Annotated in this window: 9 protein-coding genes and 1 tRNA gene; 3 read left to right on the forward strand and 7 right to left on the reverse strand. The window is 58.0% G+C overall.

Features of this window, described 5'->3' with window-relative positions:
• The first annotated feature begins 68 nt into the window (after window positions 1-68).
• Window positions 69-2,345: a penicillin-binding protein 1C gene (pbpC, locus tag PQR62_RS04405; RefSeq protein WP_408155202.1), complete on the forward strand. Its 2,277-nt coding sequence runs from the start codon at window positions 69-71 to the stop codon at window positions 2,343-2,345.
• A 552-nt stretch (window positions 2,346-2,897) separates the two neighbouring features.
• Here pbpC and PQR62_RS04410 read toward each other — a convergent pair.
• A tRNA-Leu gene (locus PQR62_RS04410) sits at window positions 2,898-2,982 on the reverse strand.
• 419 nt (window positions 2,983-3,401) lie between these two features.
• Between PQR62_RS04410 and PQR62_RS04415 the strand changes: the two genes are divergently transcribed.
• Window positions 3,402-6,404 carry an RHS repeat domain-containing protein gene (locus tag PQR62_RS04415; protein WP_408155204.1) on the forward strand — a complete coding sequence of 1,001 codons (3,003 nt, stop codon included), beginning with the start codon at window positions 3,402-3,404 and terminating at the stop codon, window positions 6,402-6,404.
• Window positions 6,401-6,928 carry a hypothetical protein gene (locus PQR62_RS04420; protein ID WP_408155206.1) on the forward strand — a complete coding sequence of 176 codons (528 nt, stop codon included), beginning with the start codon at window positions 6,401-6,403 and terminating at the stop codon, window positions 6,926-6,928. The genes PQR62_RS04415 and PQR62_RS04420 overlap by 4 nt, the downstream gene beginning before the upstream one ends.
• Window positions 6,929-7,198: 270 nt before the next feature.
• Here PQR62_RS04420 and PQR62_RS04425 read toward each other — a convergent pair whose 3' ends face one another.
• The 6 genes from PQR62_RS04425 to argH form a co-directional block, all read right to left on the reverse strand.
• Complete coding sequence (locus tag PQR62_RS04425; protein WP_408155208.1) at window positions 7,199-7,948, reverse strand: ABC transporter ATP-binding protein; 750 nt, start codon at window positions 7,946-7,948, stop codon at window positions 7,199-7,201.
• Complete coding sequence (locus PQR62_RS04430) at window positions 7,945-8,706, reverse strand: ABC transporter ATP-binding protein (RefSeq protein WP_408155209.1); 762 nt, start codon at window positions 8,704-8,706, stop codon at window positions 7,945-7,947. Before PQR62_RS04430 ends, PQR62_RS04425 begins: the two co-directional genes overlap by 4 nt.
• A complete protein-coding gene (locus PQR62_RS04435) occupies window positions 8,706-9,599 on the reverse strand; it encodes a branched-chain amino acid ABC transporter permease (protein ID WP_408155210.1) in 894 nt (297 codons plus the stop codon). The genes PQR62_RS04430 and PQR62_RS04435 overlap by 1 nt, the downstream gene beginning before the upstream one ends.
• A 4-nt stretch (window positions 9,600-9,603) precedes the next feature.
• The gene (locus PQR62_RS04440) at window positions 9,604-10,485 is read right to left on the reverse strand and encodes a branched-chain amino acid ABC transporter permease (RefSeq protein WP_408155212.1); all 882 of its coding nucleotides are present in this window, start codon (window positions 10,483-10,485) and stop codon (window positions 9,604-9,606) included.
• 280 nt (window positions 10,486-10,765) lie between these two features.
• Window positions 10,766-11,932: an ABC transporter substrate-binding protein gene (locus PQR62_RS04445; protein WP_408155214.1), complete on the reverse strand. Its 1,167-nt coding sequence runs from the start codon at window positions 11,930-11,932 to the stop codon at window positions 10,766-10,768.
• 214 nt (window positions 11,933-12,146) lie between these two features.
• Window positions 12,147-13,541, reverse strand: a complete 1,395-nt coding sequence (gene argH / locus PQR62_RS04450; protein WP_408155216.1) for an argininosuccinate lyase — start codon at window positions 13,539-13,541, stop codon at window positions 12,147-12,149.
• Window positions 13,542-13,873: the final 332 nt, after the last annotated feature.

Raw genomic sequence — 13,873 nt, forward strand, 5'->3', positions numbered from 1 at the left:
TGCCGGCCGGATCCAGCTTTTCACAGCGGCTATCGCGTGGATATCTGATCTTGGCGCTGACCGGTTGCATGGCTTTGGCCCATGCGCCGGCGCAAGCAGCGCCGAGCTTCGCCGAAGTGCAACGCGACTTCCAGTCGTCCGAAGCCAGTCTCTACGATCGCCATGGCGAGCTGCTGCAACAGCAGCGCGTCAACATGAGCGAGCGGCGTTTATCGTGGGTCGGTCTGGAGGATGTTTCGCCGGCGCTGCGCACGGCGCTGGTGGCTTCCGAGGATCGCCGCTTTTACGAACATAGCGGCGTTGACTGGAATGCCGTGGCAGCTTCAGCCTGGGGCAATCTCTGGCATACGCGCACGCGCGGCGCCTCGACGCTCACCATGCAGCTGGCCGGCCTGATCCACGATGATCTGCGTCGCAAATCCGGGCCGCGTTCGCTGACGCAAAAGATTTCGCAAGCCTTCGTGGCGCAGTCGCTGGAGCGTTCCTGGCGCAAGGATCAGATTCTCGAAGCCTATCTGAACATGGTGGCCTTCCGCGGCGAGCTGGTCGGCGTGCACGCCTTGTCGCGCGTCATGTTCGGCAAGCATCCGAGTGGCCTCAATCGCAGCGAGGCGGCCATTGCGGTGGCGTTGATCCGCGCGCCGAACGCGACACCGGCGCGCGTCGCCGAGCGCGCCTGCGCTATCCTCAAGCAAGAAAATGCTGCGCCCGAATGCAATGGCCTGGCCGGCGCTACCGAACTGGCACTGGCGCGTGCGGTGGCCAGACGCGATTTGCCGGGCACCGTCACCGCGCCGCAACTGGCGCCGCATCTGGCGCGCAAGCTGCTGAGCCAGCCCGGCCAGCGCTTGCGCTCCACGATCGATGCGCCTTTGCAGCGCTTCGTCAATCAATCGCTGCGGCGCCAGCTGTCGGCGCTGGTGGAGCGCAATATCGAAGACGGCGCCATTGTGGTGATCGACAATGCCAGCGGCGACGTGCTGGCCTGGGTCGGTTCCAGCGGCAATCTGTCGGGCGCGGCGGATGTCGATGGCGTGGTCTCGCTGCGTCAGGCCGGCTCCACGCTCAAGCCCTTTCTGTATGAAATGGCGATCGAGAAAAAGTGGCTGACGGCGGCTTCGCTGCTGGACGATTCGCCGGTCAATCTGGCCACCTCGGCCGGCCTCTACATTCCGCAGAACTACGACAAGCAATTCAAGGGGCTGGTCAGTCTGCGCACGGCGCTGGGTTCGTCGCTGAATATTCCCGCAGTGCGCACGCTGGTGATGGTGACGCCCGAGCGTTTCTTCCAGCGCCTGCAGCATCTGGGTTTCAATCTGCGCGAAACCGGCGATTACTACGGCTACAGCCTGGCGCTGGGCAGCGCCGACGTCAGCCTGCTGGCGCTGACCAATGCCTATCGCGCGCTGGCCAATCAGGGCCGATATTCAGGCGTGCGCACGCGGCTGGACGATCCGGCCGTGCGTTTCACGCAGAGCATGGATGGCGACTCCGCCTTCATCGTCGGCGATATCTTGTCCGACCGCAGCGCACGCGCGCGCACCTTCGGTCTCGAGAGCGCCTTGTCGACGCGCATGTGGAGCGCGGTGAAAACCGGCACCTCAAAGGATATGCGCGACAACTGGTGCATCGGTTACTCGACGCGCTATACCGTCGGCGTCTGGGTCGGCAATGCCTCCGGCGCGCCGATGTGGGATGTCTCGGGCGTGACCGGCGCCGCGCCGATCTGGCAGGAGGTCATGCAGTATCTGAACGCGCGCGATACTTCTGCGCGCATGAATGCGAGAGTCGCCGATGCAATCAGTGCAGGCGGCGCGGCGCGGGCAGGGAAGAGCGTACCCGCAGCCATGATTCCTGCAGTGCCGGCCGTGCCCGCCCATGTGGTGGCGCAGGCCATCACTTACGACGACGGGATCGAAGCGGCGCGCAATGAGTATTTCCTGCCCGGCACGGTGCAGCAGCGCATTCGCATTGCACAGGCCAGCGAGATCCGCACGTCGATCGTCTATCCCACTGCCGGTATGCTGGTGGCGCTTGATCCTGATATCCCGCCGGCGCGCCAGCGTATCCGCTTCAAGGCGCAGGGCGCGCCCGCAGGCAGTCAATGGCGGCTGGACGGCAAGCCGATTGTGGAGGGCATGCTGAAGTCTTCCGCTTCTCCGTTGCAAAAAGTGGCGGTGAGCGGCGGCGCGAAAGTCAATGAACTGAGTGATGACTGGATGCCGTGGCCGGGCAAACACAGTCTGATCCTGCAGGATCGCAGCGGCGTTGAACTGGATCGCATTCAGTTTGAAGTGCGCGGGGCGGTGGCTAAACCTGTGGAAGAAACGAAGAAGAAAAAATAGGGGGCACATAGCGGATACGCGTGTGCCGTGCCCGAAAACGCAAAAGGCCGATTAACTTTCGTTAATCGACCTTTTATGTTTTGGTGCCCACGGAGGGACTCGGTCACGTATCTCGACCCCGCCCGGCCTTGCAAGGCCGGGCTTTCGAGTCCCTCCCGCAAAGCGCGCAGGCGCTTTGCTCGTGTGCCCCGAAAACGCAAAAGGCCGATTAACTTTCGTTAATCGACCTTTTATGTTTTGGTGCCCACGGAGGGACTCGGTCACGTATCTCGACCCCGCCCGGCCTTGCAAGGCCGGGCTTTCGAGTCCCTCCCGCAAAGCGCGCAGGCGCTTTGCTCGTGTGCCCCGAAAACGCAAAAGGCCGATTAACTTTCGTTAATCGACCTTTTATGTTTTGGTGCCCACGGAGGGACTCGGTCACGTATCTCGACCCCGCCCGGCCTAGCAAGGCCGGGCTTTCGAGTCCCTCCCGCAAAGCGCGCAGGCGCTTTGCTCATGTGCCCCGAAAACGCAAAAGGCCGATTAACTTTCGTTAATCGACCTTTTATGTTTTGGTGCCCACGGAGGGACTCGAACCCCCACACCTCGCGGCACATGGACCTGAACCATGCGCGTCTACCAATTCCGCCACGTGGGCCTTCAGCACTGCGTTACAGCTCGTAGTGCTTGAAAGAGGCTGCATATTAATGGTAATTAAGTGCTTGGTCAACAATTTATTCAAATATTTTATATGCCATTTGCTTTGCGAGTGAGCAGTGAGTTCTGTAGTGCTCCAAGTTCTTCATAAACTCGGTGTTCATCTATATCTCTTTTTTTTGCACCGCTTAAGATCGCCTGCTCTGAGTTTTTAATTAACCGTTAGAGCATTGCCGGAGCACTATGTGTAAAAAAATTGTAGCCGTGTTTCTTGGGATGGTGTGCTGGTCTGGATTGTGGCTTGGAGGCACGGCGCAAACATGGGCTGGCACAATTACACGAACGTCCGCATTCGAATACGACGCGAGCACAGGCCTATTGGTCAAAGAAATAATCGAGCCAGACCATCCGCAATTGCGGATGGAAACCAACTACACCTACGACATCTACGGCAACAAGGTTGCGATAGTTACTAGTTCAACGGCAACCGGGACTGCAACCGTTGCCCCACGTACGTACTCCAGTACGTACGATGCCAATGGTCAGTTTCCTGTCGTTAGTTCTAACGCATTGAGTCAGAGCGAAACCAGGAGCTACGATGCGCGTTTTGGCAGAATTAACAGCTTGGTCGGCCCTAATGGTTTGAAAACGCAATGGCAATACGATGGCTTTGGTCGCCAGATCAAAGAGATTCGAGCAGATGGTACGCAGACTAAATGGGAGTATTTGTACTGCGCCGGGATCAACAACGGTACGGTCACCTGCCCGAAGCTGGCAAGTTATGTGATTGTGACTACACATCTGGCATCTGATGGTGAACGGGCTATCGCCCCTTGGAGCAAAATTTATTTCGACAGCCTGAATCGGGAAGTTAAGACCGAGACGGTTGGCTTCGATGGCAGCAGTATTGTTGTTGAGGATACTCAATACGACAATCTGGGCCGTGTCTCGCGCACCAGCCTGCCGTACTACTCCCACCAAACTGTTCAATGGCGCACGCTTACCTATGATGCGTTGAATCGGGTTGTGGTGGCTACGGCGCCTGACGGTAGTCAGAACCGGATGGCCTACAATGGCCTCGCCACGACGGTGACCAATGCATTGAACCAGACGCAGACCAAGGTAAAGAACAGCCAGGGGCAAGTGATTAAGGTCACCGATGCGCAGAGCAACAATCTGACCTACCAGTACGATGCCATTGGCAACCTGACCGCGACCACAGATCCCAAAGGCAATGTCGTCGCCATGAGCTACGATTTGCGTGGTCGTAAAACAGGCATGGTCGATCCAGACATGGGCGCCTGGAGCTACGTCTATAACGGCTTTGGGGAGTTGGTCAGACAGACCGATGCCAAAGGGCAAGTCAGCACCATCAGCTACGATAAGCTTGGTCGCATGAACAGTCGTTCAGAGCCTGATCTTGTCAGCACCTGGCTATACGACAGTTGTGCCAAAGGTATCGGCAAGTTGTGCCGCATCAGCTCCGATAACGGCTACCAGAAGACCAATAGCTACGATAGTCTGGGCCGTAACGTCAGCACCAGCACAAACATCGATGCGGCGTACAGCGAAGGGGTGAGTTACGACCCGAATGGTCGCATCACGACGCAGACCTATCCAACCGGGCTGGTGATCAGGTATGTGTACACCAGCCTCGGCTATCTGAAAGAAGTACGCAACAATCAGACTGATGCTCTGCTGTGGCGCGCCGATACGCAAAATGCCATGGGTCAGATCCTGCAGCAGACCTACGGCAATAACGTCGTTACGCAGCAAGTCTTTGAGGCGAGCACCGGCCGTCTCAAGAACGTCTACGCCGGCGCTGGCAACAGCGTGCAAAACTTCAGCTACCAGTACGATCAACTGGGCAATCTGGTGTCGCGTGCGGATGGCAACCAAAGTCTCACGGAAACCTTCCTCTACGACAGCCTGAACCGTGTGACCAATGCGGTGGTGAATTCACCGCAGGCTGGTCTTGCGAGCACCAACTACAGTTACGACGCAGTCGGCAACATCACCAACCGCAGTGACCTGGGAACCTACGTGTACGGTCCGGCAAACGGCCGCCCACATGCCTTGAAGGAACTCAATTTCATCCACGGCGGCAAGCTGCAATACAACTATGATGCCAATGGCGCGCTGATCTCGGAAGTGGCGGTCGATAGCACCGGCGCAGTGATTGCCGATCGTGGTCGCAACGAGACCTATACCAGCTACGGGATGTTAAAGACAGTCAATTCGCCGAGCGTCGGTCTGTCCTTTGTGTACGGGCCTGATCACCAGCGCATCAAGCAAGTCGCGCCAAGTGCGACCACGATCTACCTGAATCCGGACAACACCGGCGGCTTGTTTTATGAAAAGGATATCAAGGCTGACGGTAGCACTGAACACAAGCACTACATCACCGCAGGCGGTGCCGTGATTGCACTGATCAAGCAAACAGGCGCCACACAAGTCATCAACTACATGCACCGTGACCAGCTTGGGTCGACGACGACCATCACGGACGGGCAAGGTAATGTGATGGAGCGCCTTGCCTATGAGCCCTTTGGCAAGCGGCGCTTGCCGGGTGGTGCCACTGATGCTGAGGGCGCTGTGGTTGGTGTGAACACGGATCGTGGTTTTACCAACCATGAGCACCTGGAAGAACTGGGCCTGATCCACATGAATGGTCGGGTCTACGATCCCGCGCTAGGGCGTTTCATGAGCGCAGATCCTAATATTCAGGCTCCGTTTGATATTCAGAGTCATAATCGATATGCGTATGTATTGAATCGCCCCTTGCATTTGGTCGATCCTAGCGGATATCTTCCTGATATTGAGGTGCACGGTGATCGCGGTGGTAGAAGTGAGCGCGATATACCCGACCGCGATCGCTATGATAACCGATATGAAACGAGAGAAAATCCGCAGAAGCAGGCTGCGGTGGCAATTCCCGTGGTTCCACCGCCGGTCTTACTACCGGTGCCTGTTGTTCATGATTTTCACTATGTTCCAGGAAAACTCCCGTCTTTCCCACCACCGACAACGTGGTCAGTTCCAAAAATCAACGATCTGTGGGGAAAAGGCCCATATCTTGTAGATCCAAGAATGGGGCTTTTAGCGGCGATTAATTCTTTGGCTGTTGCCATTGCCCAGTCGATTTTGGCTGGAAATGGTATAGACAGCGGAGGCGCGAGTGCGAGTCCTCCTCCCGAAGGCGAGGACGGGAACAGCAACGACAAACAAAAGAAAGGCAAACCTGAGCGTAATGTTGATCAGAATAAACAGGTGAATGATGCCGGACGAGATGCGAAGCTCAATTCTCAACAGCGAAAAGATCTTGGCCGTGCAGTTGAATACGAGTCGCGGGCCCAAGGAAGTAATCTCGGTTACAAAGACATTCGTGAAATAGCGGAGCTTATTAAGAAGGGGCAATATTGATGGTATTTACGACACTAGCACCTTGGCGTCGTCAGCAGCTTAGCGAAAGGGGGATGCGTCAAGCAATTTTGGATCATGTCGCAGATAAAGTTTGCTGGCGAATCGGAAAATATCTCGGGTCCATGTTGTATATGGATTTTGGAGGGGAGGTCCAAATCACCAATGTGCGAAAGGGACTGATTCGTCAAGGCGAAGCCATGTTAGGGATTCGTGATTGCTTTTGGTCCTTGTCTAGCGAGGCGCAGGTGATCGTGGACAGTGAATCTATCAGTGACGAGAATGCATCTGAGAAATTGAGTTGTATTGAAGGCGCGTATCTGCGCGATTTCGCAGTGCATGAATCTGTAGCAGTGGACTTCATTTTTTCCAGCAATGTTGTTTTATCTCTCAATACGACTAATAGGTATGCCACGGATGATGATATCGCCGAATTTGTTGCGCCTGATGGAAGGATTTACATAATTAGACCTGATGGGATACTTTTCCTTTCTGATGAGGTGTCGAAGATTCGATTCGTAAGGTAGGGGCCAAGGCGGACTCTTTGTCGCACCCGCGTCTGTTCAGTAAGTAATTCGTCAAGAAACTGTTATGCCACGTTGAGTCGCTGTGAATTTTATTTAATATTTAATGTGCTCGTCACCCTCTTAAAGAATGAGACGAAATCCTGCTCCGATATCGTTGAATGTGATGCAAATGCTCATGTGGTTTATGCAATTCGGATCAGGGCACTTCATGATGAAGCAAAAAAAATGGCGACCCAAAACTGGTCGCCATTTTTCGTGAAGCAAAGCGCATCAACCGCCCAGATACGCTTCCACCACCTTGGGATTGCCCAGCAGGTTGGCGCCGGTATCTTCCAGCACGATCTTGCCGGTTTCCAGTACGTAGCCCCGTTGTGCGATGCGCAGCGCCTGGCGTACGTTCTGTTCCACCAGCAGGATGGTCATGCCGGTCTTGTTGATCTCCTGCACGATACGGAAAATTTCCTGGATGATCAGCGGCGCCAGACCCATCGATGGTTCGTCCAGCAGCAAGACCTTGGGACGCGTCATCAGCGCGCGGCCGATGGCCAGCATCTGCTGTTCGCCACCGGACAGATTGCCGGCCAGTCCATCCGCGCGTTGCTTGAGCACCGGGAACAGCGAATACACCCATGCCAGATCCTTGGCGATTTCCGCCTTGTCCTTGCGGGTGTAGGCGCCCAGCGCCAGATTTTCAGCAATGGTCAGCGTGGTCAAGGTAGCGCGGCCTTCCGCCACTTGCGCCACGCCGCCTTCCACGATGCGGTGCGGAGATAGCTGGATCAGGTCCTTGCCGTTGAACAAAACCTGGCCGCGCGCGGCCTTGACCAGACCCGAAATCGCCAGCAGGGCAGTGCTCTTGCCGGCGCCGTTGGCACCGACCAGCGCAGTGATTTCGCCTTCGTTCAGACTCAGGCTGATGCCTTTGACGGCTTCGATGTGACCGTAGGAAACCGCCAGATCCTGCACCTTCAGGATTTCTCTCTTGCCGGTGGCGGCTGTTGTGTGTGCTGTCTGACTCATGCCGCTTCTTCCTTGCCGAGATAGGCCTCGATCACTTCCTGATTGTTCTTGATCTCATCCGGTGTGCCTTCGGCGATGATCTTGCCGAAGTTGAGCACCGCCACGCGATCGCACAGGCCCATCACGAAACGCATGTCGTGCTCGATCATGAAGATCGAGAAACCGCGTTGCTTGATGTTGAGGATTTCGGCCATCAGCTCGGTCTTCTCCGCCGGGTTCATGCCGGCCACCGGCTCGTCCAGCAACAGCAGCTTGGGCTTGGTCGCCAGCGCGCGGGCGAACTCCAGCTTGCGCTGCTCGCCGTACGAAAGACTGTCGGCCAGCATGTGCGCCTTGTGATCCAGACGGACCCAGGACAACAGTTCCAGCGCACGCTCGCGCGCTTCCTTTTCGATGCGGCGATAGTTGCCGAGATTGAGCAGCAGGCTACCGAATCCGTAATTCAGGTGATCGTGCATGCCGACCACCACGTTTTCCAGCAGCGTCATCTCCTTGAACACGCGGATGTTCTGGAAGGTGCGCGCAATGCCGCGTTCAGTGATCTTGTGGGGTGCGATGTTGCCAATGTCTTCGCCGTTGAACACGATGTTGCCCGAGGACGCACGCAACAGCCCGGTGATCAGGTTGAACACCGTGGTCTTGCCGGCGCCGTTGGGGCCGATCAGACCGAAGATGCCGCCTTGCGGGACATCGAATTGCACGCCTTGCAGCACCTGCAGGCCGCCGAAGTTTTTACTGATTTGATTGAACTGAAGCATCACTTCACCTTCCCGGCTGAGGTCGAGCCTGCGGCTGATTTGCGGCCCATGAAGGCACGGATGCGGCGCGGATCCCATATGCCCTTGGGCAGATACAGCACCACCAGAATCAGGATCAGGCCATTGATCGCGAGGCGGAAATCCTTAAAGTGGCGCAGCACTTCCGGCAGCAGCGTCAGGATGGTCGAGCCGATGGCCGGGCCGATCAGATTGCTGGTGCCGCCGAACACGGCCATGGTCAGGATGTCGACCGCGTTTTCAAACGCGTAGTTGTTGGGGCCGATGGTGAAGGTGTAATGCGCATTCAGTCCGCCCGCAACGCCGGCAATCGCCGCGCCGATGACGAAGGCCAGCAGCTTGTAGCCGGCCACGTTGACGCCCATCAGACGCGCCGCCACTTCGTCTTCCTTGATCGCCTCGAAGGCACGGCCGATCTTGGAGCGGCGCACCCGCGCCAGAAAGTAGAGGGTCGCGCCCAGCAGCAGCACGATGTGCCACCACTCGGTGAGCGGCGGTACGCCGTTGAGGCCCATGGGGCCGCCGGTGATGTCCATGTTCAGCACGATCACGCGCACCACTTCGCCGAAGCCCAGCGTCGCCATCGCCAGATACACGCCGGACAGGCGCAGCGTCGGAATCCCGATCACCAGCGCCACCAGCGCCGGCAAGGCACCGCCGGCAGCCAGCGCCAGCGGAAACGGCAGCTCCGCCTGCATGGTGATCAGCGACGCGGTGTAGGCGCCGATGCCCATGAACGCCGCATTGGCCAGCGACAGCAGGCCGCACGACAGCGTGACGTAGATTGAAAGCGCCAGCATGGCATTGACGCCGATGCTGAAAATAACCGTGTTATAGGTGGCCCAGAAGCCATCCCACCATTCCATAAAGTTCATGGTGTTAAGCCTTTCTTTCCAGCACTTTGCCAAACATGCCGGATGGCTTGACGAGCAAAATCAAAAATAACAGGCCGAAGGCCACCGCATCGCGGAAGTCGCTGGAGATGTAGGCCACCGTCAGCACTTCGGCGAAGCCCAGGAACAGGCCGCCTATCATGGCGCCGCGAATGTCGCCCATGCCGCCCAGAATGATCACGGCGATGCCCTTGTGCAGCATGGGTTGCCCCATGAACGGCGAGATCGCATTGAAGGACAGACCGACCAGCACGCCGGCGGCGCCGCCCAGCGCTGCCGCCGCGAACGAGGTCAGCAGGAACAGGCCTTCGACATTGATGCCCAGCAGATAAGCCGCTTTCGGCGACTCGGCGATGGCGCGCAGGGCGCGGCCCAGTTGCGTGCGGCGCATGATGCCCAGCAACACCACCATCAGCACGAAGGCGATGACGACGATGCCGACCTGAACTGCAGTCACATGCAGATTGCCGATGGTGACGCTGTCTTCCGGAATGGTGCCGACCGGGAAGCGCTTGTTTTCAGCGCCGAACAGACCCTGCGCCAGATTGGTCAGCATGATGGCGACGCCGATGGTGGCGATCATGGGGATCAGGTGCGGCGCATTGCGTTTGCGCAGCGGCTTGAGCACCAGCACGTCGACCAGCAGGCCGATCAGGCCGGTGGCAAGCATGGCCAGCAGCAGCGCAGCCCATAAAGGCAGCGCCATTTGTTCGACCAGCAGCAGGGCGGCATAGCTGCCCAGCATGAAGATCGCCCCGTGCGAAAGATTGATGACGCCCAGCACGCCGAACACCAGCGTGAAGCCCAGCGCGAAAAGCGCATAGACGCTGCCGAGCGACAAAGCGTTGATAAGTTGTTGTTCTAACATAGAGCCTGCGATAGGTGATGAGGTCGTCCTGCGCCTTGCCGTGTCTCACCGAGGCGGGCGATGTATCCCTCGTTACATCGGAAGTGCGGCTGTCGCGTCAGCCTGTTCTTATGTTCCGATCTGGACTAACCGGATAAATATTTGCAGCACCGGCATCGCCTCTTTGGAGGGAAACGGCAGAAACGTCAGACTCCGGACCAGCCGGAGTCTGCTTGCATCTGCGGGATACCTTCTTGAGTGAAGCGTGCCGGCGTTGCAGTGATGAAGCCGGGCTTGCGCCTTACTTCATCAGGACGAACTTGCCGCCCTTGGCGATGTTGACCACCGCTTCCTGGTCGGCGTCAAAGCCGACTTGCTTGCCGGCCACGGCTGGCGCCGCACGGAAAGCAAACTTGCCGGTCGCGCCTTCGATCTTGACCGCAGGCAGCGCCAGGCGCAGTGCGTCACGATCTTTCGGCAGGTTGCCGGACAGCTTGACGTTCTTCAGCGCAGCGGCAACGGTGTACAGCGCGTCGTAGCCCTGTGCTGCGAACTGGTCAGGCTCGGAACCGAACTTGGCCTTGTATGCTGCAATGAAAGCCTTGTTGGTCGGGGTCTGGTTTTCTGCCGACCATGGGCTGCCCATCACGGTATCGTCGCCGGCGGTCTTGGCGATTTCAAACAGCTTAGGCGAGTTCAGGCCATTGCCGCCGATGAACGGCTGCTTCATGCCCAGCGCGCGGGTTTGCAGAATGATGTTGGCGGCTTCTTCAGCCAGGCAGGAGCACACGATCGCATCCGGATTGCCGGCCTTGATCTTGGTCAGCTGCGCCTTGAAGTCGACGTCGCCCTTGGCATAGGCCTCGGTAGTGGTGGTCGGGATCTTTTGCTGTTCCAGCGTGGCTTTGAAGACGTCGTAACCGGACTTGGTGAAGGCGTCGTCGTTACCGTAGATCACCGCAACCTTCTTGATGCCGAAGTGCTTGACTGCCGCCTTGACGGTCACTGGCAGCACGTCGGCTTCCATGACGGAGTTGCGGAAGGTGAACGGGCCCATGGCTGTGATGCCGTCGGCAGTGTTGCTGGTGCCGAACACCACGACCTTGGCGGCGTTGGCGATAGGATCAGCGGCGAAGGCGGAGTTCGACAGGGTCGGGCCGAAAACCATCAGCACCTTGTCCTGGAAAATCAGTTTCTTGAAGACGTTGATCGCTTCTTCTTTTTTGCCCTGTTCGTCTTCTACGACCAGAACCAGCTTGTCACCGTTGACGCCGCCCTTGGCGTTCAGTTCTTCGGCGGCCAGCGTGAAGCCGTTCTTGATGGCGACGCCGTATTTGGCGGCCGGACCGGTCAGCGCTTCAGCGACGCCCAGTTTGACGTCGGCTGCCATTGCGCCTTGTGACAGTGTGGCAAATGTTGCGCTCAGCAACAGCGCGGGGATGGTTTTAAGCATGGTGTTGAATTGCATCGAGTTCTCTCCTCAGTTAGATATTCTTATAGAGGACGAGGCTAAGGTACCCGGGGTGTCGGGACATTTGCTCCATCCTCTGTAGGCCGTCGTGCAGCCTCTTTCGATACAGCCGGCCAAGAATACCGTAAACCGGCTAGAACAAACCACGGCAAGAACCTCGGATAGAGGTCTTGCAACAGCGTGCAAACTCCGCGCGGGGCGGAGGTGATGCTTATGACAATTCTTTACGGAGATGCGCGATGGCCAGACGCACCTGATTCGGTGCGGTGCCGCCGATATGGTCGCGCGCAGCGACCGAACCTTCCAGCGTCAGCACGCCGAAAATGTCGTCTTCGATCAGCGGCGAATACACGCGCAGCTCATCCAGGCTCAGATCGGACAGATCGCAATTGCGATCGACGCAGGTACGCACTGCATGCGCGACGGCTTCGTGCGCATCGCGGAAGGGCAGACCCTTCTTGACCAGATAATCGGCCAGATCGGTGGCAGTGGCATAACCTTGCAGCGCAGCAGCGCGCATGGCCTCAGGCTTGACGCTGATCCCACGCGCCATGTCGGCGAAAATGCGCAGCGTGTCGGTCAGGGTGTCGACGGTGTCGAACAGCGGTTCCTTGTCTTCCTGATTGTCCTTGTTGTAGGCCAGCGGCTGGCCCTTCATCAGGGTCAGCAACGCGATCAGGTGGCCGTTGACGCGGCCGGTCTTGCCGCGCGCCAGTTCCGGCACATCCGGATTTTTCTTTTGCGGCATGATCGACGAGCCGGTGCAGAAGCGGTCGGCGATGTCGATGAAGCCGACGCGCGGGCTCATCCAGATCACCAGTTCTTCCGACATGCGCGATACGTGGGTCATCACCAGCGCCGCAGCGGCGCAGAATTCGATGGCGAAGTCGCGGTCGGAAACGGCATCCAGCGAATTGCGGCAGACGTCGTCGAAGCCCAGCGTCTTGGCCACACGCAGACGATCGATGGGGAAGGTGGTGCCGGCCAGCGCAGCCGCGCCCAGCGGCAGACGGTTGATGCGCTTGCGGGCATCGGCCATGCGTTCGGCATCGCGGCCGAACATTTCAACATAAGCCAGCACGTGGTGACCGAAGGTGATCGGCTGCGCCACTTGCATGTGGGTGAAGCCCGGCAGGATGGTGTCGGCGTGTTGCTCGGCCAGATCGACCAGGGCCGTGCGCAGGTCGCGCAGCAGGCCCAGGATGTCATCCACTGCAGCGCGCATGTACAGGCGGATGTCGGTCGCCACCTGATCGTTGCGCGAACGGCCGGTGTGCAGGCGCTTGCCGGCGTCGCCGACCAGCTCGGTCAGGCGCTTTTCGATATTCAGGTGGACGTCTTCCAGATCCAGCAGCCATTCGAACCGGCCCGCGTCGATTTCGCCTTTGATCTGCGCCATGCCGCGCTGGATTTCTGCATAGTCGGCGGCGCTGATGATGTTCTGGTGCGCCAGCATTTCTGCGTGGGCAAGCGAGCCTTCGATGTCGAATTGCGCCAGGCGCTTGTCGAAGAAAACCGAGGCTGTGTAGCGTTTAACCAGATCGGAAACGGGTTCGGAAAAGCGAGCCGACCAGGCTTCGCCTTTTTTCGATAATTGAGCTGTCATATTAGGGGATTCCGGAGAAGCGGCGATTATAGCAAGCCGGGCCGCTTTGAGCCATGTAAGCGGCATGCCGGCCGCATCGTGCGCTGTATTTTCCCCACGATGCCCGGTCCGGCTGCAAGAATTGTTCGCCGAAACACCTGTTTCGCTGTTTTTTAGCCGATCTCAGCATCTTGCGTCTCGTGCAAGGCATGTTGCTTGCGTCGCCAGATCCCAGGCGCATGGATTTTCAGATTGTTCCTGATTGTTCTTTTGAGTGAGGCATTGTTCAAGCGCTGCGCTTTGAGCAAGCTTGCCATGCAAGCGGGCGCGTCGTCCAAAACTTCAAATATCGT

The sequence above is a fragment of the Herbaspirillum lusitanum genome (assembly GCF_046025995.1).
GTDB lineage: Bacteria > Pseudomonadota > Gammaproteobacteria > Burkholderiales > Burkholderiaceae_D > Herbaspirillum > Herbaspirillum lusitanum_A.